The 21,725-nt window shown below is 70.3% G+C and carries 15 protein-coding genes and 3 pseudogenes; 10 read left to right on the forward strand and 8 right to left on the reverse strand.

The window, feature by feature from the left end:
* The first annotated feature begins 313 nt into the window (after nt 1–313).
* The 3 genes and pseudogenes from QF027_RS44075 to QF027_RS44085 form a co-directional block, all read left to right on the forward strand.
* On the forward strand, nt 314–1,351 hold the full coding sequence (locus QF027_RS44075; RefSeq protein WP_307081082.1) for a LacI family DNA-binding transcriptional regulator: 1,038 nt from the start codon (nt 314–316) through the stop codon (nt 1,349–1,351).
* 223 nt (nt 1,352–1,574) lie between these two features.
* A complete protein-coding gene (locus QF027_RS44080; protein ID WP_307081083.1) occupies nt 1,575–3,629 on the forward strand; it encodes an RICIN domain-containing protein in 2,055 nt (684 codons plus the stop codon).
* 293 nt (nt 3,630–3,922) lie between these two features.
* Nucleotides 3,923–4,069 (forward strand): annotated as a pseudogene (locus QF027_RS44085) (pirin family protein); the annotation flags it as partial.
* 193 nt (nt 4,070–4,262) lie between these two features.
* Here the strand turns inward: QF027_RS44085 and QF027_RS44090 are convergent.
* Nucleotides 4,263–4,928: a DUF4389 domain-containing protein gene (locus QF027_RS44090; protein ID WP_307081085.1), complete on the reverse strand. Its 666-nt coding sequence runs from the start codon at nt 4,926–4,928 to the stop codon at nt 4,263–4,265.
* Nucleotides 4,929–5,275: 347 nt separating this feature from the next.
* Between QF027_RS44090 and QF027_RS44095 the strand changes: the two are divergent.
* Nucleotides 5,276–5,720, forward strand: a pseudogene (locus QF027_RS44095) (glycosyl hydrolase family 65 protein); the annotation flags it as partial.
* A 21-nt stretch (nt 5,721–5,741) separates the two neighbouring features.
* Here QF027_RS44095 and QF027_RS44100 read toward each other — a convergent pair.
* Nucleotides 5,742–6,767 carry a 6-phosphofructokinase gene (locus QF027_RS44100; protein WP_307081087.1) on the reverse strand — a complete coding sequence of 342 codons (1,026 nt, stop codon included), beginning with the start codon at nt 6,765–6,767 and terminating at the stop codon, nt 5,742–5,744.
* 542 nt (nt 6,768–7,309) lie between these two features.
* Between QF027_RS44100 and QF027_RS44105 the strand changes: the two genes are divergently transcribed.
* Entirely contained in the window at nt 7,310–7,837 is a 528-nt protein-coding gene (locus QF027_RS44105; protein ID WP_307081089.1) for a DUF2231 domain-containing protein, read from the forward strand.
* 147 nt (nt 7,838–7,984) lie between these two features.
* Here the strand turns inward: QF027_RS44105 and QF027_RS44110 are convergent, their stop codons facing one another.
* Nucleotides 7,985–10,171 (reverse strand): RICIN domain-containing protein, encoded by a 2,187-nt coding sequence (locus QF027_RS44110; protein WP_307081090.1) that lies wholly within the window; start codon nt 10,169–10,171, stop codon nt 7,985–7,987.
* Nucleotides 10,172–10,320: 149 nt separating this feature from the next.
* Between QF027_RS44110 and QF027_RS44115 the strand changes: the two genes are divergently transcribed.
* Both QF027_RS44115 and QF027_RS44120 read left to right on the forward strand, forming a co-directional pair.
* On the forward strand, nt 10,321–11,400 hold the full coding sequence (locus QF027_RS44115; protein WP_306973247.1) for a YihY/virulence factor BrkB family protein: 1,080 nt from the start codon (nt 10,321–10,323) through the stop codon (nt 11,398–11,400).
* Between the two features lie 56 nt (nt 11,401–11,456).
* Complete coding sequence (locus QF027_RS44120) at nt 11,457–12,005, forward strand: phosphatase PAP2 family protein (RefSeq protein WP_307081092.1); 549 nt, start codon at nt 11,457–11,459, stop codon at nt 12,003–12,005.
* Between the two features lie 34 nt (nt 12,006–12,039).
* Here QF027_RS44120 and QF027_RS44125 read toward each other — a convergent pair whose 3' ends face one another.
* The 4 genes from QF027_RS44125 to QF027_RS44140 form a co-directional block, all read right to left on the reverse strand.
* Nucleotides 12,040–13,107 (reverse strand): LacI family DNA-binding transcriptional regulator, encoded by a 1,068-nt coding sequence (locus QF027_RS44125; RefSeq protein WP_307081094.1) that lies wholly within the window; start codon nt 13,105–13,107, stop codon nt 12,040–12,042.
* 118 nt (nt 13,108–13,225) lie between these two features.
* Nucleotides 13,226–15,610 (reverse strand): beta-galactosidase, encoded by a 2,385-nt coding sequence (locus QF027_RS44130; RefSeq protein WP_307081096.1) that lies wholly within the window; start codon nt 15,608–15,610, stop codon nt 13,226–13,228.
* Complete coding sequence (locus QF027_RS44135) at nt 15,610–17,367, reverse strand: beta-galactosidase (protein ID WP_307081097.1); 1,758 nt, start codon at nt 17,365–17,367, stop codon at nt 15,610–15,612. Before QF027_RS44135 ends, QF027_RS44130 begins: the two co-directional genes overlap by 1 nt.
* A gap of 29 nt (nt 17,368–17,396) precedes the next feature.
* The gene (locus QF027_RS44140) at nt 17,397–18,563 is read right to left on the reverse strand and encodes an MFS transporter (RefSeq protein WP_307081099.1); all 1,167 of its coding nucleotides are present in this window, start codon (nt 18,561–18,563) and stop codon (nt 17,397–17,399) included.
* 106 nt (nt 18,564–18,669) lie between these two features.
* Between QF027_RS44140 and QF027_RS44145 the strand changes: the two genes are divergently transcribed.
* The 3 genes from QF027_RS44145 (at nt 18,670) to QF027_RS44155 (ending at nt 20,870) form a co-directional block, all read left to right on the forward strand.
* The gene (locus QF027_RS44145; RefSeq protein WP_307081101.1) at nt 18,670–19,350 is read left to right on the forward strand and encodes a helix-turn-helix transcriptional regulator; all 681 of its coding nucleotides are present in this window, start codon (nt 18,670–18,672) and stop codon (nt 19,348–19,350) included.
* Nucleotides 19,347–20,324 (forward strand): threo-3-hydroxy-L-aspartate ammonia-lyase, encoded by a 978-nt coding sequence (locus QF027_RS44150; RefSeq protein WP_307081102.1) that lies wholly within the window; start codon nt 19,347–19,349, stop codon nt 20,322–20,324. Before QF027_RS44145 ends, QF027_RS44150 begins: the two co-directional genes overlap by 4 nt.
* 186 nt (nt 20,325–20,510) lie before the next feature.
* Entirely contained in the window at nt 20,511–20,870 is a 360-nt protein-coding gene (locus QF027_RS44155) for a cupin domain-containing protein (protein ID WP_306973239.1), read from the forward strand.
* Nucleotides 20,871–20,897: 27 nt separating this feature from the next.
* On the opposite strand, the pseudogene QF027_RS49860 reads toward QF027_RS44155, so the two are convergent.
* Nucleotides 20,898–21,661 (reverse strand): annotated as a pseudogene (locus QF027_RS49860) (NAD(P)-dependent alcohol dehydrogenase); the annotation flags it as partial.
* Between the last annotated feature and the right edge of the window lie 64 nt (nt 21,662–21,725).

Raw genomic sequence — 21,725 nt, forward strand, 5'->3', positions numbered from 1 at the left:
CGGCCAGAGGCCCCGATTGCCGACAGCCGGACCGGACGGACGGGACCGACGCGGTGGGTCATCGAACCGTCCTGGTTCCATTAAATGCCGCTTGAGCTGCAGGAATGCGCGCCTGTCGGGCGGTCCTCTGCAGCCTCGGCACATCGCTCCGGCGGGCCACGAGGCCTCGACGCCCGGCGTGCCGGAGGCAAGTGGCGTTGCGGGAACTCTTGACGTGCGCTCGGCGGATGCGTAGACATTGACCGCGCGGTCAGACCGCGCGGTCATGTAACTTGACTTCGTTCGATGGAGAACACGGCCATGGGGAGACTTCATGACAACAGGGCTGGAGCGTGGTGCGGGCTCCTCCGCGCCGCGTAGTGAGGACGTGGCCAGGCTGGCCGGCGTCTCACGCAAGACGGTCTCCCGGGTCCTCAACAACGAGCCGTATGTCTCCGACGAGTCCCGCCGACGTGTCCTGGCGGCCGCCGAGGAACTCGGCTACCGGCTGAACCATGCGGCCAGGGCACTGGCCTCCGGCCGTACCCGGTCCATCGGTGTGGTCGCTCTGGCGACAGCCGGGTACGGAACCGCCTCCCTGCTCGTGGGCATCGAACAGGCCGTACGGGACGCCGGTTACGCGCTACGCGTGGTCAACACCCCGGACGGCGACCCGCGAAGCATCGCCGGCGCGCTGGAATCACTCCTGGAGCAGGGCGTGGACGGCATCGTCGTCTCCGTACCCATCGTCGAGGGGGAAGTCCCGCTCGGCGTCGACGTGCCGGTCCTCTTCGTCGGAGCGCCACCCGCCTTCACCGCCGCCCGGACACTGACCGTCGGCGTGGGCGCCCATCAACTGGCACGCGCGGCCACGGAACATCTGCTGGACCTGGGCCATTCGACTGTCCATCACCTCGCGGGGCCTCGCCGGTGGTACGCCACCAAGGACCGTATCGAGGGATGGCAGGCGGCGCTGGCGGCCCGGGGCGCGCACGAGCCGCCCGTGCTGAACGGTGACTGGTCGGCGGCCTCCGGGTATGCCGCGGGCCTGGGGCTGGCCTCGGACCGCTTGGTGACCGCGGTGTTCGCCGCGGGCGACGAGATGGCCATCGGACTGATCCACGGCCTGCGGGAAAGCGGTCGTCGGGTGCCGGAAGACGTCAGCGTCGTCGGTTTCGACGGCAACCCCGTGTTCGCCTACGTCACCCCGCCTCTGACCACTGTCCGTCAGCCCTTCGAGGCCGCGTCGAGCGAAGGAATCAGGCTTCTCCTCCACGCCATCGAGAAGCCTGACACCGAACTGCCGCCGGCGAACGACCCACCCGTCGAACTCGTCGTCCGCGGCTCCACCGCACCCCCGCCCGCCCTCTGACCCACCCCACCCCCTCGTGCCACTGCTCCGGCACACCCACATGCCGGGGCGCTCCACCTCCGCCGTTTCCGCGTTTGTCGCGCCGCGCCCCCTGCGCGCGCGCCGCGCCCGGCAGTGTGGCCCGGCTGCCCCCCGGGCCACGCGCCCAACGAACCCCGCCGCGTCACTCCGAGCCGTTCCGAGCCGGCGGACACCGAAACACACCTTCCCCCTGGGAGCCGCAATGTCCCCTGCGCAGACAGACGCCAGACCCGGCGCCGCTCCGCGTTCCCGTCCCGTCTCCTTCCTGTCCCTCGCCCTCATCCTGCTCGTCTCGGTGATGACCATGGTCATACCCGCCGGCCGGGCAGAGGCCCTGGCCCGCCCCTCGCAGACGATGTACACCCCGCCGTCGGGTGCGCCCTCGCCCGGGTCGCTCTACCCGCGGGCGATGCGGATGCAGCACAACGGCTCCGCCAACGGAACCCTCCTCGCGACGTTCGAGCAGTACACCACCGGTACGCCGGTCCTCCCGATCTACCGCAGCACGGACAACGGCAACTCCTGGTCGAAGATCTCCGAGGTCGCCGACACGCAGAACGGCTGGGGCATGCGCTGGGAGCCCGAGCTGTTCGAACTGCCCGCGGCGGTAGGCGGCTTCCCGGCCGGCACCATCCTGGCGGCCGGCGCCTCGGTTCCCTCCGACCGCTCGGCCATCAAGATCGACGTCTATGCCAGCACCGACCGCGGGCAGACCTGGACCTTCGTCAGCAACATCGCCACCGGCGGCGCGGCGTTCGACACGAACGGCAACACCCCCGTATGGGAGCCGTTCTTCCTCTACGCCAACGGCAAGCTGATCGTCTACTACTCCGACCAGCGCGACCCCGACCACGGCCAGAAGGTCGTGCACCAGGTCACCACCGACCTCCGCACCTGGGGTCCGGTCGTGGACGACGTGGCGATGCCCACCTACAGCCAGCGCCCGGGGATGCCCACCGTCGCGAAGCTGCCCAACGGCAACTACGTCATGACGTATGAGTACGGCGGCTCGCCCTCGGGCAACTTCGCCGTCTACTACAAGATCTCCGCCGACCCGGAGGCCTTCGACTCCGTCACGGGCATTCCCCTGCGGTCGACGGACGGCGTGGTCCCCACCAGTACCCCGTACATCACATGGCTGCCTACCGGCGGTCCGAACGGCACGCTCGTCGTCGGCGCCTACAGCACCAGCGACCTGTTCCTCAACACCCAGAACGGCGCCGCGAACACCTGGACGCGCATCAACTCCAACGTCGCCAACGGCTACAGCCGCGGCATGGTGCCCCTGCCCGACGGCCACAGCCTGCTCGTGCTCAGCGGCGGCAATGGAGGCAGCAACCTCTCCAACCCCGTCACCTACAGCACCATCGACCTGGGCGGCGGCATCTCGGACGGTGCCACCTACACCGTGTCGAACGCGGGCAGCAACCTCATGCTGAGCATCGCGGGCGGCTCCACCGCCAACGGCACGAACGCCACCCAGCAGAACGCCGACAACGCCACCGACCAGCAGTGGCGCTTCGTGCAGCAGAGCTCCGGTTACTTCAAGATCCTCAACGTCGCCAGCGGCAAGGTCCTCGGCGTGGAGAACCAGTCCACCGCCGACGGAGCCAAGATCCTCCAGTGGGACGACAACGGCACCCTGGACCACGAGTGGGCCGTCGCGCCGAACCCGGCCGGCGGCTACAGCCTCACCAACCGGGTCACCGGCAAGTACCTGGAGATCCCGAACGCCTCCACCGCCACCGGCACCGCCGCCGGTCAGTGGAGCGGCACCGGCTGCGCCTGCCAGCGCTGGAACCTCTCCCAGACCGCTCTGCCGGCGCTCGGCACCGGGCAGTACGTCCTCGTCAACAAGAACAGCGGGAAGTACCTGGACATCCCGCAGGGCTCGACCGCCACAGGTACGGCCACCGAGCAGTGGCAGAACTCGGCCTGCTTCTGCCAGCTGTTCACCTTCCAGTCCGCCGGCGGCGGAGCCTGGACCATCAAGAACGTCAACAGCAACCTGAACCTGGACATCCGTAACGGCTCCACCACCGCCGGAGCCGCCGTCCTCCAGAACACGCCGTCCACCGCGAACTCACAGAAGTGGACCCTCACCGACGCGGGCAACGGCTACTACGAACTCAAGAACGTGGGCAGCGGCTTCAACGCGGCCGTCGCCCAGTCCTCCACCAGCAACGGCGCAGCAGTTGTGCAGTGGAACGACCTGAACATCGACGACCAGTTCTGGAAGATCGTCCGCATCAACTGAGTGGCTGCCGATGGTGTGGAGAGCGGGCGTGTATCCATGCCCGCTCTCCGCAGTGGCCAGGGAGGAGACCTCCTGCCGAGCGAGGCAGGGGCGTCGCGAAGGACCCATGAGGGCATTTCGACCACCGCGACCGCGGATGCTCACACTCCTTGAAGAACGAACCCTTCCCACGAACCGACACAACCGAAGCCATGACTTGCTGACCCCAAACGACCGACGCTGACAGTTTGCTGACCGCCGGGGCTCCCGGACGCCGCTGACCTGCACACATGCGCGTACAGCAAGCTATGTTCGGACGGTCCCAGGAGGAGATCGAACAGGCCCGTCGGGACTGGATGGAAGGGACAAGATTCGGGCTGGTCGAAGGCTACGACGGTGACCCGCTGCCTGCCCCCGAGCTACCGCCGACGCCGCTGAAGCCGCGGGGAAGGGCCCGCTGACCCGCACCCTTCGATCACTGGCAAGCGCGAGGGCCGCGGCCCGAGCCGGGGTCTGAGAGACGCCCGTGGCCGCCAGCACCCACGAGTGTCCAGGGGGGGGAACGGGGCCGGCGCGCCGGGCTGCTGCGGCGCCGTCCGCACGACGGGGTGCAGCAGCCTGCGCACGCTCAGGGACGCCCCGACAGCAGGGCGATCACGGCCGGTCCTCGGGTGCGTAGGGTTCGGTTCCGCCCATGTCGAGCCGGAAGGGCGGATAGGTGTCCGTCATCAGGGCGACGTAGGCGGCCACCCGCAGCACCCACCGGTTCAGCCCGAGGATCAGGTCGAACAGGGACCTGGGGTACTGCTCGGTGAACGCCATGGCCACGGCCGCGATCAGCACCAGCACGGCGACCAGTCCGCCGTCCCACCAGCCGAAGTGGAAGCCGCCGAGGAAGAACCCGATGACGATGTAGTGCGGGATGGCCAGCAGCCACCACTTCACCAGCACCAGCCCCCGGGAGAGCCGCTCCGGGTACGCGACGTCCAGCCGCGCGGGGTAGTCGGGCTCCTCGCCCAGACTGAACGGCGGGTACCGGTCGGTGCCCAGGGCGCCGTACGAGTAGTACGCCACCCGCCAGCTCCAGCGCATCACGCCCAGGTTGAAGTCGAACAAGGACCGTGGGTAGCGCTCGGTGAACAAGATGCCGAAGAACGCGACCACGCTCACCAGCATGAAGGCGATCCAGAGGAAGAACAGCACTACGTAGTGGGGAATGACCAGGATCCACTTCACCAGCCACAGCCACCGGGACAGTGGCGTGTCGAGCACCGCGTTCACGCGCACAGGCCGGTCAGGCGTCTTCGCCAGGTTCGTCACCGCGATCAGCTCCTCTGGCCCGTGGCACCGCCGTGGCGACCGGGGCCCAGTCCAGCGTGGTCGCGAAAGCCGGACCCGTGCGAGGGCCGTTGGGGTGGACTTGGGTCCATCGGTCCCGGTCCCGGTCGCGGTCCCGGTCGCGGGTCCCGGATCAGCTGCCGGCGGGCCGGATACGGGCCGCGTCGTCCATCGTCTGCTGCACCCAGGGCCAAGCAGCTCCTGACAGCGGCCAGCCCTCGCGGATCTGTCACCAGCGGGGCGTAGCCGGTGGCCACGACGCCGAGCGTGCTGTCGGCGATCCTCCCGGCGAGCTTCACCGCGCCCTCGCGCCGCACCCCCTCGGTGATGCCGACGTCCTGATGCTCGGCCGCCTTTCGCACCGGCCGAACAGCAGAGCCCCTTCCGCCGGTTGGGGCTGCGACTGGAGGAGGGGACCTGGCGGTGCACGGTCGCCCGGCGGGCCGAGGCGTGGAAGTTCTGTCTAGAGGCCCTCCGGGGCGACGTCGACGTCCAGGGCGGCACCACCGGTGAGGGGATCCACCTCGGCGCCATGGTCGGCACCCTCGCCCTCGTCCAGCGCGGACCGACCGGCCTGGAGACTCGGGGCGGGGCACTGTGCCTCGACCCGGTGCCGCTGCCGGAGCTGTCCTCGTACGGGTTCACGCTGCGCTACCACGGCCACTGAGGCGTACGGCTGAGGCTGGAGCGTGGGCTGCTGTGGAGATCGCGGTGCCGTCGCCCGACGGTTCGTCGATCGGCGTACGACTGCCGGACCGGGGGCCTGCGGGATGAGCAGCCTGACGGTGGACACGGTCAGCCGAAGAACACCTGGAACTCGTCGTACAGCGAGGGGTCCACCACTTTGGTCTTCCCCCGGGTGTCGTCGAGGGCGATACGTATGATCCGGGTGCCGCGCAGGGCGACCATGGTGCCGAAGTCGCCGTCCCTGACGGCGTCGACGGCGTGCAGTCCGAAGCGCGTGGCCAGCCACCGGTCGAAGGCGCTCGGCGTGCCGCCACGCTGGACGTGGCCGAGGACCGTGGTGCGGGCGTCCATGCCGGTGCGTTGCGAGATCTCCTGGGTCAGCCATTCGCCGATGCCGGACAGGTGCACATGGCCGTACTCGTCCAGCGACCGGTCCTTGAGGATCATCTGCCCTTCCTTGGGGGTGGCTCCCTCGGCGGCGACGACGATCGGGGCGTAGTTGATCTTGAAGCGGTTCTTCACCTGCTCACAGACCTGATCGATGTCGAACGGCTGCTCCGGGATGAGGATCACATTGGCACCGCCCGCGACGCCGGCGTGCAGGGCGATCCACCCGGAGTGCCGGCCCATCACCTCCACCACCAGGGTGCGCATGTGCGACTCGGCAGTGGTGTGAAGACGATCGATGGCCTCCGTCGCGATGCCCACGGCCGTGTCAAAGCCGAAGGTGTAGTCGGTGCCGGACACGTCGTTGTCGATGGTCTTGGGTACGCCGACCAGATTGATGCCCTGACGGCTCAGCTCGGTGGCCGCCCCGAGCGTGTCCTCGCCGCCGATCACGACGAGTGCGTCCACCTGGTGCGCCGCAAGCGTGTCCCGGATGCGCCGCACCCCGTCCTCGTGCTTGAACGGGTTGGTGCGGGAGGAACCGAGAATGGTCCCGCCGCGCGGAAGGATCCCCCGCACGTCGGCGATCTCCAGCGGCACCACGTGGCCCTGGAGCGCGCCGAGCCAGCCGTCCCGCAGTCCGACGAAATCGAAGCCGTACTCCTGGATGCCCTTGCGGACCGCGCTGCGGATCACGGCGTTGAGACCGGGACAGTCACCGCCACCGGTCAGCACTGCGACCTTCATGGCTTCCTCCCTCTTCCGCCCGGAGCGACTGCGCCTTGTCGTCGTGCTCGAGGCCGGGTCGTTCGCCCTCGGCCAGGCGGTCTCGCAGGCCCCGCGCTCCAGCAGGCCTCGCAGCCGGTGTCGTAGGGGCAGGAGAGCCGGGTGACTCTCTTTCCATCATGAGCGACAGAGCCTGCGGAGGCGACCCGCCTTGGGCCCGACGTGGAGGACCTTCGGCCCCATGACCGGACCGTGCCGCCGTCCGGTCGCGCGGTGACGGGCGGGAGGCGAGGCCGATGTCCGACGCGACGACCACCGATCCGTGGATGTCACGATCGCCGTGCAAGCACGGCGATCCTGTGGTCGGAGTGCGTCCAGTCGGCGGCCGGCCGGTTCAGTCTCAGCTCCCGGGCGTCGAGCGAGCCGACGACGAACAGTCTCCGAAAGCGCCGGTTCAGAAGGAGCTGAGAACTTCCTGTGCCAGGCTGACGCGCCCGATCGGTCGGCACGCGGAGACCGTGTGCGCGTCGACCCCGCACAGTCGTTATCCGGAGGAACCCTTGATGAGCTTCACCGTTGTCAACGGCCTGCCCGCCCACGTTCTGATCGTGCACTTCGTCGTCGTGCTCGTTCCTCTGAGCGCACTGGCGGTCGTGGTCGGCGCGATATGGCCGAGTGCCGCCCGGCGCATGGGCGTTGTCCTGCCACTGTCGGCATTGGTGACGCTGGCGAGCGTGCCCGTGGCCACGCAGGCCGGCGAGTGGCTGGAGGAGCACGTCGACAGTAACGCCCTGGTGCGCAGGCACGCCGAACTCGGCGACGGACTGTTTCCCTGGACTGGCGCCTTGCTGCTACTGGCGACGGCGATCTGGTGGACGACCCGCAAGTCGGCCGCGGCGGAGGCCGCTTCCGGGGAGCGCACCCGGGCTGCCGCGTCCGGGTCCGCGCTGGCCGTCCGTGCCGCGGCGGCGGTGCTGTGTGTCGGGGTGGCGGCGGGTGCCGTCGTGGACGTGTACCGGATCGGGGACTCCGGGGCGAAGGCCGCCTGGCACGACGGATTCTCCAAGGCTGCTCAGGGTGACAACGGCTGACGGGAACGGATCAGTTGCTCCCCCGAGGCAGACGGGACGCGCGCGGGACGAGGACGGCGCAGGCATTGACATCGAGGTGCTTCCCCGGCCGGCGGCAGCACGTCGAGGACGTCGAGCAGGGCGGCCGGGGCGATGCCTGCGTGCTCTCTACGGGTAGCTGGTCAGATTGGCCACGTTGGTCGAGGAGTTGGACGGGCCACCGGTGCCGTTGACGACGTGCCGGATGGTGCCGGTGCCGCCGAGGGAGACTGTCACCATGCTCTGGAAGCGCACGCCCGCGGTGTTGGGCGCCTCGATGGCCCGTTCCGCGGCCACGCCCGGGTTGACGTTGAAGTAGCAGTAGCTGCCGAGCCCGTAGGCCTGGTGGCTGGTGACCGAGTCGGCGACCTTGTAGGCGGCGTAGCCCTGGGTGGAACCGTTCGTCCAGGCCGCCTGGTTGGGCGGGTCGTACGGCATCTCGTTCTGGTAGAAGTACGTGCGGCCGCCGTTGCCGTTCCAGACCGTCTGGTACTTCTGGTAGTGCTCGACGAACAGGCCGTACGCCGTGACGTTGTCGCCGTTGACGATCAGGCCCGTGTCCGCGGTGTTGGTGGTCCAGCCGACACCGCTGCCGTGGTCGGCGCGCCAGATCCACATGTGGTCGCCGACGACGTTGTCGCTGTTGATCACGAGGCTGGTGGTCGCCTTGCCGACGCCCGAGCCGCCGACGCGGAAGTACACGTCGTGCAGGGAGGTCGGATTCGCGGCGTGGGAGGCGGAGGAGCCGGCCGGCCCGACCTCCATCAGAGTCGGCGAGTTGGTGGTGCCCGCGTCGAAGAGGACGCCCGCGACCTTCACGCCGTCGACGTCGGCCACCTTCATCGCGGTGACGCCGTTGTCCGGGACGAACGTGGCGAGGCCGAGGCCGAGTACGACGGTGTCGGCGCGGTTCACCTGGAGCGTCTGGTTCAGGTGGTACACGCCGGGGGTGACCAGGAGGTTCTTCCCCGCCGCCAGCGCCGCGTTGATGTCCGCGGCACTCGCGCCCGGCTTCACGACGTAGAAGGTGTCCAGGGACAGGGAGCTGCCGGACGGGGAGCCGTTCGCCCAGCTGGTGCCGGTGGAGTTGGACCGTACGGACGGCACGAACACCTTGTAGGCGCCGTCGCCGTCGACGTACAGGAAGGGCTTCTCCCGGCTCACCGGGGACTGCGCGACGGTGGTGTGGGGCGGGTTGGGGAAGCTGGTGCCGGGGACGCCCTGGCTGCCGACGAAGACCATGTTCCAGTTGGCGCCGGTCCAGCTGCCGAGCTGGGAGTTGCGGGTCAACCACTGTTGCTGGCTACCGGAGTTGACCTGTCCGTCGACCTTCGTGTCGGCGAGCAGGCCGCCGCTGGACCAGCCGTTGTCGTCGAGGGCGAGGCCGCCGCGCAGGTGCATCCGCCGGTACGCCGCCGCCTGCGAGACCGCCCAACGATCGCTGCCGGTCGTGGGGTTGACGGACAGGTTCTCGGCCCCGCGCCAGAAGTTCTGTGTCGCGTTGCCCTGGAACCAGTCCGCTTCGGCGTGCACCGCGCCGTTGATCGTGACGGCGTCCGGGGTCAGGCCCAGCCCGGCGACCTGCGTGTAGAAGCCGACGTTGGCGTCCGCGCTGTAGGAGCCCGGCTTGAACAGGACGGCGTAGTGCTGGGTGCCGAACTGGTTGGTCTCCTGCTGCTGGAAGATCGAGTTCAGCCGCGACTGGATCGTCGAGGACGACATCGACGGATCGAAGACGACCACGTTGGGCCCCAGGTCCGGGTTGGTGGCCGACTGGGCCACGGGGACCACCTGGAAGCGCTGGGCCGCGCTGCCGTTGCACGTGTACTGCACGAACTGCACGCTGTCGGCGGTCGAGGCACCCGGATCGTCCAGGCACTTGCCGCTGTTGCGGTTGACGAAGTGATAGGCGCCGCCGCCCTCGTGCACGGGCAGCCACTGCTGGTTGGCGCCACCGCCGTAGGCCCAGAGGTGGACAGGAGCGTTGTCGGAGGTGGAGACGTCGGCCACGTCCACGACCTGGCCGGTGCTGTTGCGGTTGTCGATGCGGACGTAGCCGTCACTCGTGGCGGTGAAACTCCACTGCTGGGCCGTGGTGCTGTTGCACGCGTACTGCTGGACGACGGTGCCGTTGGCGGTGCCGGCCGACCTGGCGTCCAGACACCGCCCACTTGCCGCGTTCATGACAGTAGAAAAGCCGGTGGGCAGCGCGGTGGCGGCACCGGCGGGTGTGGAGACGGAGGTCAGGGCAGACGCGGCGGCCACCGTGACGAGGGTGGCGGCGCCGGATCTGCGGAGGCGCGTGAGGGTGTGCATGCGCAGAGCCCTTCCGTGGGGGGTGAGGGTGTCGCGAGGTGTCTGGCTGACCCGTGAACCTAAAGGTATGGACCACTTACGTCAAGAGATGAAGTAAGGTTTGAGGGAAGCCGGTTGAATGGGTGGCCGTCCGGGGGTACTCGGCCGGCATGAAGCTGCATCTTCCTGGACACAAAGAGCACCACGACAGCGACGAGGCTCCGGAACGCGAGGTCCCGCGGGCTGAGGAGGTGGGCCCCGGGCCGGCTGTGGAGCGGCGTGCTCCGGATACGCCCACGCAGCTGCCGAAGCCGGCCTGGGGGGCGGTGCTGCGGGGCAGCCTGCGGGAGTTCAAGGACGACGAGCTGACCGACCGGGCCGCCGCGCTCACGTACTACGGCCTGTTGTCGCTCTTCCCGGCCCTGCTGGTCCTGGTGTCGCTGCTCGGCCTGACCGGCAAGTCCGCCACGGACACCGTGCTGCGCAATCTCAAGCAGTTCACTCCGGGTTCCGCCCGCGACATCATCACCGGAGCCGTCGAGCAGCTGCAGAACAACGCGGGTGTCGGATCGCTCATGGCGATCGTCGGCATCGTCCTGGCGGTGTGGTCGGCATCCGGGTACGTGGCCGCGTTCATCCGCGCGGCCAACCGGGTCTACGACATGCCGGAGGGCCGCCCGATCTGGAAGATCCTTCCGGTGCGGGTCGGCCTGACGGTCGTCCTGATGGTGCTCGCCGTCGTCAGCGCCCTGATCGTGGTCTTCACCGGCACTCTGGCCCGCAAGGCGGGCACGGCGATCGGGATCGGCGACACCGCCCTGTCGGTGTGGTCGATCGCCAAGTGGCCCGTCCTGGTGGTCCTGGTCACGATCATGATCGCGCTCCTGTACTGGGGTACGCCGAACGCCAAGGTGAAGGGGTTCAGGTGGATCACACCGGGCAGCTTCCTCGCCCTGGTCATCTGGCTGCTGGCGTCCGCGGGCTTCGCGTTCTACGTCGCCCACTTCGCCTCGTACAACAAGACCTACGGCACCATGGCCGGTGTCATCGTCTTCCTGGTCTGGCTGTGGATCAGCAATCTGGCGATTCTTCTGGGCCTGGAGTTCGACGCCGAGACCGTCCGGCAGCGGGCCATCGCCGGCGGCCTGCCGCCCGACAAGGAGCCCTACACGGAGCCGCGCGACACCAGGACGTGGGACGAGCAGGACCTTCGCAGGCTGGACGACTCAGGGACAGCACACGACGAGTGACGGATTGATCGGGATCCGGACGGCTTATCTCGGAGAGCTTGGGACAACCGCAGGTCATGAGGTTGCTGACGGACTTGTATGAGATCGACGGGGCTCTGACGCGGCGGGCGGCTTCCCGGATCCCGCCGGGCGTGGCCAAGGCGCTGTCGGCGGTGGAGGAGTCCGCGGAGAGCACCAAGCTGTGGTGCGGTGCCGCCGCCGTGATGGCGTGGAAGGGCGGGTGGCGGGGCCGCAGGGCGGCGGCCGCCGGACTGGCGGCCCTGGCCGTGGCCCAGCTGGTGTCGAACGGCCTGTGCAAGCAACTGGCCGACCGTCCCCGGCCGCCCGCGGAGTGGATCCCGCACGATGAGGTCGCCGACCGCCCCGACTCGTCCTCCTTCCCCTCCGGGCACACGGCGGCCGCGGTCGCCTTCACCACCGCCGTCGCCCCCACCTGGCCGGCCGTGGGCGCGCTGTGCGCGCTGCCGACCGCCCTGGTGGCCGTGGAACGGGTGCAGTCGGGCGCCCACTACCCCAGCGATGTCGCCGCAGGTGCCGCCATCGGCCTGGCCGGCGCATGGCTCACGCGCCATGCCGTCGCCATGTTCCTGCGCCATTGGCCATAGGGCAGGCCGACCTGGACCGACAGGGCGCGGCGGCTCAGTGTCCTGGCGCCGCCCCGCTGCTCGCGCGGATCACCAGGTCGACGGGGACGAGTGACTCGGGGTGCGGCGGTTTCGCCGAGTCGTCGATCCGGCTCAGCAGGAGCCGCAGGGACCGGGTGCCGATCTCCGCGAAGTCCGTGCGCACGGTGGTCAGCGGGGGCAGCACATGCGCGGCCTCGGGGATGTCGTCGTAGCCCACCACGCTGATCTCGCCCGGTACCGAGCGGCCCGCCTCGTGGAAGGCGTGCAGGACGCCGAGGGCCATCTGGTCGTTGGACACGAACACCGCGGTGACGTCCGTACGCCGGGCCAGCCGACGCCCCAGGTGATAGCCGGAGTCGGCGCTCCAGTCTCCGAACAACGGCTCGGGGATCCGCGCACCGGCCGCCTCCAGCGTGGCGCGCCAGCTCGCCAGCCGGTGGTCGGCGGAGGTCCAGCCGCTCGGGCCCGCGATGTGCCAGACGGTCGGGTGGCCGAGTTCCAGCAGATGCTCGGTGGCCTTGCGGGCGCCCTTGCGGGAGTCGCCGGTGAGCCGCTCGGTCTCCGGGTCGAAGCCGTTCTCCAGCACCACCAGTGGGGTGTCGAACCGGGTGTCCGCCAGGGCGTGGCCCACCCACAGCTGCGGGGCGATGGCGATCACCCCGTCCGCGCCCTCGGCCGAGAGCCGGTCGACGGCCTCGACGACCGTGTCGTGCTCGGCCGTGTCCAGGGAGATGGAGCTGAGCAGATAACCGGCCTCCTGGGCGGCGGTGTTGATCGCGGTCAGGATCGCGGACGGTCCGTAGCGCGCCGCGTCGAAGGTGATGACCCCGAGCATCCGGGTCCGCCCGCTGGCCAGCGACCGGGCGCTGCGGCTGGGCCGGTAGCCGAGGGTCCGCATGGCCGTCAGGACCGCCTCACGGGTCTCGGGGCGGACGGACGGATGCTCGTTGAGCACACGGGAGACGGTCTGCTTGGAGACACCGGCCAGCCGGGCCACGTCGTCCATCACCGGGCGCGAGCCGGCGAAGTTGCGTCGGCTGCGCCCCTTCGGGACGGCTCCCTCGGCGGCGCTTGGGGTCATGGTGGCGGTTTCCTCGACGTGTGGCGGCGGTCGTACGGCGGTCCCGGCCCGCCCCGGGAGCACAGCATAGGCGGGCCGGTCCCGGGGATCCGGGGGCGGCATCGGGCTCCGGGGCAGGTCAGCCCGCCCGGACCGACCAGGTGTGCCTGGTGATCCACTCGGCGTGGGTGACGGCGGCCGTCTCCCGCTCGCCACGCGCCTGCTCCGGCAGATGCACCGGCGCACCGGCGTGCAGCGGCAGCACCCGCAGCCGCAGACCCCCGGCCTGCAGGGCGTCGGCGGGCAGCCGGTCCAGTCCGATGTCCCAGACCCGTCCGGAGCAGAACTGGTCGGCCACGAGCGTGTCTCCCACGTAGGCCCGCCCCACGTCCCCGTTCCAGTGCAGCCGCAGCAGCGTCCCGGGCGGCAGCGCGTCCGGCACCTCGACGCGGTACTCGGCGGCCACGGTGTCGAAGTACTTGTCGGCCGGCGCGCTCGCCCGGCCCTGGACGCCGGTGACGGTCTCGGGGGCGGGCCCGGCGGCCCGCACGAGGGTCACCTCCACCGTGGAGCCCTCGCCGGCCGGCGCCTTCGGGACCGCGTAACGGGTGAACGCCCCGTCGGCGACCGCCTCCGCCGTCACCCCGTCCACCACGGGCGCCCGCTCGGGTGCGGGCAGCACGGCGAACGACGTGGCCGTGCCCGAACCGTGCAGCCGTACCTCGTCCCGGTCGAAGACCACACCGTCACCGCACAGCACCAGCCGCTCGGCACCCCATGCATGGCCCCGGTAGGCGGTACGGGCCGTCGCCGCGTCCAGCACCAGCAGGCCCACCCGCCCGCCGTCGGCGGTGTCCACCTCCACCAGGGCGTCGGTGCCGGGACGCAGCCCGGTCACCAGCAGCCGGCCGCCGACCGGGGTGACGTCGCCGGTGGGCGTGTGCAGAGCCGACACCGTGGCCGTGTCCAGGGCGAGTTCGGGCGCGATGCCGTCCGTCGCGGCCAGCACCAGGACCGTACGGCCGTCGACGTCGACCGTGCACACCGGCTGGGCGGTGGCCCACTCCAGCCGCAGACCGGCCACCTCGAGACGCAGCGGCCAGCAGAAGTACGCGCCGCTCGGAACCGTGACCGGAACGCTGGGCAGGGTCAACTCGCCACCACTGAAAGGAAATTCGACCGTGAACGAAGTCTCCGGGTGCTCCGGGAGCGGTTCGTGCGGCTGGTGGTTGTTGACGAACAGGAAGCCCGAGGCACCGTCACCGCGCACCGCCCAGCGCAGGGTGTCCCGGTCGAACTGCCCGGCCGGCCGCCGCTCGGGCAGCGCCGACTCCATGGGGGCGATCAGGTGCCCGAAGTCCGCCAACAGCAGGTGCTGGAGCCGGAGTTCGTGGTAGGTCCGCCGGTACTGGCCGTACTCGCCGAGCGGTGCCTGGAAGTCGTACGTCAGGACGGGCAGGTCGTTCGGATAGCCGGTGGCGTGCGACTCCTGGAGGGTGCTGAGCTCACCCGCCGGGTTGGTGCCGCCGTGGAACATGTAGAAGCCCTGCCAGACCGAGCCGCAGCCGATCTTGGTGAGGCCGAGCGCGCCGATGTCGTCGGGATCGACATAGGGCCGACGGTGGTACGACACCGCCATGCCGCCGCCCAACTCGCAGGTGGCCCAGGGGAATCGGTCCGCGAAGGCGTCGGGCTCGCTGCCCCGCACGCTGACCGGGCGCAGGTCGGATCCGATGCCTTCGTCGTCGCGCTGGTGGGTGAAGAAGAAGTGCTTGCGGCAGGTGTCGGGCCAGCCGCCGTCGGCCTCGGTCCAGAAGGCCTCGGTGTAGCCGCCGTAGAGCGGAAGCAGTTCGTCCGGCGGTAGTTGGACACCGCCCCAGGCGGTCGACGTCCACAGGGGCGCGCTCAGGCCGGCCTCCTGGGCCATCCGCTTCAGCGTCAGCAGGTGGCCGGGCTGGTCGTAGAGCTCGTTCTCGATCTGGATCGCCACGATCGGGCCGCCGTGTTCCCGGTCGAGGCCGCTCAACTGCTCGGCGATCGCCGCGAACCAGGGGCGTACGGCGTCCAGGTACACCGGGTCGTCGGTGCGGGGGGCGCAGTCGCGGGCCAGGACCCAGTCGGGCAGGCCGCCGTTCCGGACCTCCGCGTGCGACCAGGGGCCGACGCGGGGGATGAAGTCCAGGTCGTGGCGGGCGCACAGCTCGGCGAAGCGGCGCAGGTCACGGTCGCCGTCGAAGCGGACGCGGCCCTCGATCTCCTCGTGATGGATCCAGATGAGGTAACTGGCGACGGCGGTGACACCGCCCGCCTTCATCTTCAGCAGCTCCTCCTCCCACTCCCCGGCGGGGTAGCGGGAGTAGTGGAACTCACCGGAGACCGGGAACCAGGGCCGGCCGCCACGGGTGAGCCAACGGCTGGTCACCCCGATCGGGTCGGGCACCCCCGGGGCGTCCGCGAAGGGCAGGTGCCCGGTCAGCGGAGGCCCGGCGGGGGAGGGGAGGCGCAGGTGGTGCGGGTGGGACATCAGTCGATCTCCGGTCCGAGGTCAGGCGTGTCGGTGAGCTGGGCGCGCGTGCCGGTGGTGGCGTGCAGCTCCAGCAGGACCAGTTCGTTGGTGCCGGGGCGGAGGACGGGCGCGGGGACGTACAGGGTGTGCTGGGGACCCCGGTTCCAGTAACGGCCGAGAGGGAAACCGTTGACCCAGGCCTGGCCCTTGGTCCAGCCGGGCAGGGCGAGGAAGGTGTCGGCCGGGGCATCCACCTCGAAGGTGCCCCGGTGGAAGGCGGGTACGGCGTCCGTGGTCGCCTCGGACGGGCCGAACGGCACGGCGGCCAGGTGGTCCAGGGGCACGGCCCGGCACTCCCAGCCGCGCAGTTCGGCGCCCTGGAAGGACACCGGGCCGAGCAGCCCCTTGGGTGCCCCGATGCGCGGCCCGTAGTTGACGCCGCCCATGTTCTCCACGAGGACTTCGAGGACGGCACCGGCGTGCGGCACCCGCACGGACAGGGTCTCGTCGTGCCGTTCCCGCTCCAGTACGCCGACGGAGGCGCCGTCCACGAAGACCTGCGCGCGGTCGCCGACCCCGCCCGTGAAGTGCAGCAGACCGTCGCCCGAGCCCGGAAGCGTGGTGCGGTAGAGCACGTAACCGGTGTGCACGCCCAGTTCGTTCATCGTCACCGGGGCTTCGGTGTCCGTCGACGACAGCCCGCGGACGTACGGCAGCAGCGGCGCCCGGTGATCCAGGTCGACGTCGGTGAGCGGGAGTTTGGGGGCCGGTGAGGGCGCGGGTTCGTCGGGTGTGGCGGTGTGGCGGGCGATCACCTCGCGGAACGCGTGGTACTTGGGGCCGGGATCACCGCTCTCGGTGAGCGGGGCGTCGTAGTCGTAGGACGTGACGGTGGGCTCGTAGGCGTGTTTGTGGTTGGCGCCGTTGGTGAAGCCGAAGTTGGTGCCGCCGTGGAACATGTAGATGTTGACCGAGGCCCCGGCCGCCAGCAGCCGGTCCAGGTCGGCCGCGGCGTCGGCGGCCGACCGTACATGGTGCGGGCCGCCCCAGTGGTCGAACCAGCCGATCCAGAACTCCGAGCACATCAGCGGGCCTTGGGGCTGATGGGCGCGGAGCGCGGCGAGGTTCTCCTCGACCCGGCTGCCGAAGGTGACCGTGGCGAGCGTGCCCGGGAGGGTGCCGGCCGCCAGGTGCTCGGCGTTGGCCTGATCGCAGGTGTACAGCAGCTCCTCGACGCCGCGGTCCCGCAACGCCTGCTGGACGTGCTTGAGATACGCGGTGTCGTCGCCGTACGCCCCGTACTCGTTCTCCACCTGTACGGCGATCACCGGGCCGCCGTGCGCGGCCATGAACGGCCGCAGCGCGGGCAGGAGTCGGTCGAGGTAGCCGTCGAACGCCGCCGTGAAACGCGGGTCGCTGCTGCGCAGCCGGATGTCGGGGTCCGCGAGCAGCCAGGCGGGCAGACCGCCGTCGTCCCACTCGGCGCAGATGAACGGCCCCGGGCGCAGCAGGACATGCAGACCCTCCTCCTGGGCGAGGCGCAGCCAGCGGGGCAGATCGAGGAAGCCGTCCAGGACCAGGGTGCCGGGTTCGGGCTCGTGGAGGTTCCACGGCAGATACGTCTCGATCGTGTTGAGGCCCATCAGCCGGGCCTTGCGCAGCCGGTCGGTCCACTGGTCGGGATGGATCCGGAAGTAGTGCATGGCCCCGGAGATGATCCGGAACGGCTTCCCGTGCAGGAGGAAACCGTCGGAGGACGTCGTCAGAGCGGGCATGCGGGGCATCCCTTCGAGTCAGCGGGAATTCAGCGAGTTCGGGTACGGCGGACGAGCCAGAGCGTGGCGCCGAGACACAGCGCGGAGACACCGCTCAGCAGCAGCGGAACGGCCCGGATCCCGGACCATTCGATGGCCTTGCCCAGCGCCGGGCCGGCCGCCACACCGCCGATCATCGAGGCGGCGATGACCAGCGCGCCGGCGCGTCGGGCGCCGGGGGCGGCCCGGTGCAGCCAGGGCAGACCGGTGGGGAAGATCGGCGCGATGAACAGACCGACACCGGCATACGCGTACGGCGCCAACTCCCGTACGGACGCCAGCAGAAGGCAGACCGTCATACCCGCGCAGGACACGGTGATGATGGCCTGTGCCGAGTACCGCAGCGCGATCGGGGCGACCAGGAAGCGGCCCACCGTCATCATCAGCCAGTAGACGGAGGTGGCGGTCGCGGCCACCCCGGCGCCGTATCCCACGGTCTCCAGATGGGTGGGTTCCCAGCCGCCGACGCCCGCCTCGATGCCGACGTGCAGGACGTAGAGGGCGACGAACACGCAGAGCACCGAGGCCAGGCTGCGGCCGAGAGCGCCGGAGGAGTCGGGAGCCGTGCCGGACGGCTGGGGCGCCCGGTTCCGTACGCCCTTCAGGCACAGCAGCAACGGCAGGTTGGCGAGCGCGAAACCGAGGAAGACCGCCGGATAGTGTCCGGCACCCACCACGCCGATCAGCGCCGGGCCGAGGATCGCACCCACGCCGAAGTGCGCGTTGAGAATGTTCAGCATCGCGGTGGAACGGTGGCCGAAGCCGACCGCGAACAGCTGGTTCAGGCCGTAGTCGATGCCGCCGAAGCCGAGACCGGCGAGCAGCGCGGCGGTCAGGGCGGTGGGCCAGTTCGGCGCGAGTGCGAAGCCCGCCGCGCCGAGCGCCATCAGCAGGTACGAGGCGCCCAGGATCCGCCGGTTGCCGATCCGGCCGAAGAGCCGGTCGAACAGCAGGACCCCGGCGACCCCGCCGACGAAATGGGCGCTGAGACCGAGTCCGGCTCCCGAGGGAGACAACCCGAAGTCCTCGCGGAAGGCGGGGATCGCCGGGCCGTACAGCGCCTGGAGCGCGCCGATGAGCACGAACCCGACGCAGGAGGCGACCACGGCGGCCGGGCTGAAGACCGGGGTGTGCGAGGGCGCCAGTGTGGAGGACATGAACGTTGATGTTACCGGTAACATACCGGCGGTCAAGATCCCGGGACAAAGAGGGAGGGGGAGGCAAGGTTGGACCGGTAGTCCAGTGTCTGGACTGCTAGTCTAGATGGACTGCCGGAGATGGGAGGACGTGATGGAGGCCGAGCGGGACGCGATCATCGCCGCGCTCACATCGGTCGTCGACGGGATCGCGGCGACCTTCGGGCCGGTGTGCGAGGTGGTGCTGCACGACTACCGCAGGCCGGAGAACTCGGTGGTGGCCATCGCCGGCTCGGTGACAGGGCGCAGAGTCGGCGGGGCGATGAGCGAGATCGGCATGCGGATGGTCGCCCGTGGCGACGAGGCGGCCGACGAGCTGAACTACGTCACCCGGACCGACGCCGGCAAGCTGGTCAAGTCGTCGACGATGCTGCTGCGGGACTCCTCGAGTGCGGTCTTCGGCGCGTTGTGCGTCAATGTCGACGTCACCGCGGCGAGCGAGGTCCACGCCTTGCTGGGCGCCCTGGCCGGGACCGGCACGGCTCCCGAGGAGCCGCCCGTCACCACCTTCGGCGACGACATCGACTCCGTCGTCGACGTCATGCTCGACGCGCACCGGCATCAGTCGTGGGCGCTGCTCGACCGCGCCGGGCGCCTGGACCTGTTCCGCAGCCTGGACGAACGGGGCGTGTTCGCGGTCCGGCGGGCGATCGAGCAGGTGGCCGGACGGCTCGGGATCTCGCGCGCCTCCGCCTACAGCTACCTCTCCCAGTCCCGGAAACAGGCGAACACTGGAGGGCACTCGTGACGACCACCACCCCGCCGGTCACCCTGGACGACGTCCAGGACGCGGCCACCCGGCTCAAAGGCGTCGCGCACCGCACACCGGTGCTGCGCTCACGGACCCTCGACGCGCTGGTCGGCGCCGAGGTCTTCCTCAAGTGCGAGAACTTCCAGCGGGTCGGCGCTTTCAAGTTCCGCGGCGCCTACAACGCGGCCTCCCGGCTGACCCCGGAGCAACGGGCCCGCGGCATCGCCGCCTACTCCTCGGGGAACCACGCCCAGGCCGTCGCCCTGGCCGCCCGCGAGCTCGGCACCACCGCGGTGATCGTCATGCCCGAGGACGCCCCACCCTCCAAGCGGGCGGCCACCGAGGGCTACGGCGCCGAGATCGTCACGTACGACCGCTACACCGGCGACCGTGAGGCCATCGCCGAGGCCCTGGCCGCCGAACGGGGCCTGGCACTCATTCCGCCGTACGAGCACCCGCACGTGATGGCGGGGCAGGGCACGGCCGCCCTCGAACTCCTGGAGGAGACGGGGGAGTTGGGCGCACTGCTCACGCCGGTCGGTGGCGGCGGTCTGATGGCGGGCAGCGCGACCGCCGCCAAGGGGCTGCACCCGGGTATCCGCATGGTCGGCGTGGAACCGGAGGCCGGCGATGACACCAAGCGGTCCCTGGAGGCGGGGCGGCGCGTCAGTATCCCGGTACCGAAGACCATCGCCGACGGACAGGCTCTGCACACGCCCGGTGAGCTGACCTTCTCGGTGAACCGGCGGCTGGTCGACGAGATCGTGCTGGTCTCCGACGACGAGATCCGCGACGCCATGCGGTTCGCCTTCGAGCGGCTGAAGATCGTCGTCGAGCCGAGCGGCGCGACTCCGCTGGCCGCCCTGCTCAGCGGCCGGGTGAGCGGTCTCCCGGACCGGATCGGTGTGATCGTCTCCGGCGGCAATGTCGACGCGGAGCGCTTCGCGCGGCTCTGCGCGGGCGGGGTCTGAGGGGGCGGGGGTCTGAGAGGGGGCTGACGGGGAGGCTGAGGGGGGCGCCCTCACTCGAATGGCGGGCCGGACTGGACGGGCGGACGATGGAGAGGTGGGGCTGGGCCACCGCCGGTGCCGCCCAGGAAGGGCGGGAGACGGAGACCCGCCCCGGCCGTACCGATACGGCCGGAAGGGAGAGCCGTCATGTTTGAGGTGAAGACGCTCGACAAGCCGGACGAGCGCCGCGATTTCCCGCGTGGCCACCTCGAAGCGGTCCACATGAGCGGACTGGACTTCGCCGTGGGCACCTTCGAACCGGGCTGGCGCTGGTCCGAGTCCGTGGCACCCATCGCGGGCACCAAGAGCTGCGAGGTCCACCACAACGGCTATGTGGTCCAGGGCCGCATGCACATCACCATGGACGAAGGCGGCGAGGGCGAAGTGGGCCCCGGCGACATCTTCGTGGTGTCACCCGGGCACGACGCCTGGGTCGTCGGCGACGAGCAGTGCGTGGTCTACGACTTCGCGGGCGGCATGGCGAAGGACTACGCCAAGGGCAAGTGAGGCACACCCGTTCCCAACCGTCACCTCTTACACCGTGACGACGATCTTCGCGCGCGCGTGCTCCACCTCCGGATGCCGGATGGCCTCGGCCGCCTCGTCGAGTGGACACGTCCGCCCGGCAGCGGGGTCCTTCGCCATGAGTTGGCGCAGCCGTGACCGGACGAAGGGGGAGAGGAGCAGTCCCCGCAGCGTGAGGTGCACGGGACCGAGGACGCTGCCGCCCCATGGACGTCCCCGCCGGACAGGACGACCGTTCCGGCGGGAGTCGTCGCGCGCCGCAGATCGCCCAGTGAAGATTGCCCCACCAGATCCAGCTACGACGTCGTAGCGGCGTCCGGCACGGGCGAAGTCCCCCTGGTGTAGTCGACGACCTGGTCCGCCCCGAGCGACCCGACGAGCTCGACGTTGACCTGGTCCGCCCCGAGCGACCCGACGAGCTCGACGTTGACCTGGTCCGCCCCGAGCGACCCGACGAGCTCGACGTTGCGCGCGCCGCGCACAGCGGTCACCTCGGCGCCGTACGCCTTCGCGATCTGTATGGCGAAGGTGCCCACGCCACCCGACGCACCGTTCACCAGGACGGACCACCCGGCCCGGAGCCCGGCCATGTCCCGCAGTCCGATGAGCGCGGTGTTCGCGGCCGGCGGCATCGCGGCGGCCTGCTCGAAGGAGAGGCCGACGGGCTTGAGGTCCGTCCGGCTGTCCTTGGCACACACGAACTCGGCGAACGTCCCGTCCGCCTCGTCGCCCGGATGCAGCCCTTTGACCTGGGCACCGACCGCCTCGACGCGGCATGGACCTCGGTGTGGGCGAGCCTGTGAGGAGTCCGGCGTCGATCACTCGCGCCGGGGGCGC

Source organism: Streptomyces canus, from assembly GCF_030816965.1.
Lineage (GTDB): Bacteria > Actinomycetota > Actinomycetes > Streptomycetales > Streptomycetaceae > Streptomyces > Streptomyces canus_E.

Bases quoted from the DNA above. Each gene is read 5' to 3' on its own strand.
- QF027_RS44140 (WP_307081099.1), bottom strand. From the start codon at position 18,563: ATGTCCTCCACACTGGCGCCCTCGCACACCCCGGTCTTCAGCCCGGCC.
- QF027_RS44130 (WP_307081096.1), bottom strand. From the start codon at position 15,610: ATGTCCCACCCGCACCACCTGCGCCTCCCCTCCCCCGCCGGGCCTCCG.
- QF027_RS44115 (WP_306973247.1), top strand. From the start codon at position 10,321: ATGAAGCTGCATCTTCCTGGACACAAAGAGCACCACGACAGCGACGAG.
- QF027_RS44110 (WP_307081090.1), bottom strand. From the start codon at position 10,171: ATGCACACCCTCACGCGCCTCCGCAGATCCGGCGCCGCCACCCTCGTC.
- QF027_RS44125 (WP_307081094.1), bottom strand. From the start codon at position 13,107: ATGACCCCAAGCGCCGCCGAGGGAGCCGTCCCGAAGGGGCGCAGCCGA.
- QF027_RS44100 (WP_307081087.1), bottom strand. From the start codon at position 6,767: ATGAAGGTCGCAGTGCTGACCGGTGGCGGTGACTGTCCCGGTCTCAAC.
- QF027_RS44105 (WP_307081089.1), top strand. From the start codon at position 7,310: ATGAGCTTCACCGTTGTCAACGGCCTGCCCGCCCACGTTCTGATCGTG.
- QF027_RS44120 (WP_307081092.1), top strand. From the start codon at position 11,457: ATGAGGTTGCTGACGGACTTGTATGAGATCGACGGGGCTCTGACGCGG.
- QF027_RS44145 (WP_307081101.1), top strand. From the start codon at position 18,670: ATGGACTGCCGGAGATGGGAGGACGTGATGGAGGCCGAGCGGGACGCG.
- QF027_RS44075 (WP_307081082.1), top strand. From the start codon at position 314: ATGACAACAGGGCTGGAGCGTGGTGCGGGCTCCTCCGCGCCGCGTAGT.
- QF027_RS44080 (WP_307081083.1), top strand. From the start codon at position 1,575: ATGTCCCCTGCGCAGACAGACGCCAGACCCGGCGCCGCTCCGCGTTCC.
- QF027_RS44155 (WP_306973239.1), top strand. From the start codon at position 20,511: ATGTTTGAGGTGAAGACGCTCGACAAGCCGGACGAGCGCCGCGATTTC.
- QF027_RS44135 (WP_307081097.1), bottom strand. From the start codon at position 17,367: ATGCCCGCTCTGACGACGTCCTCCGACGGTTTCCTCCTGCACGGGAAG.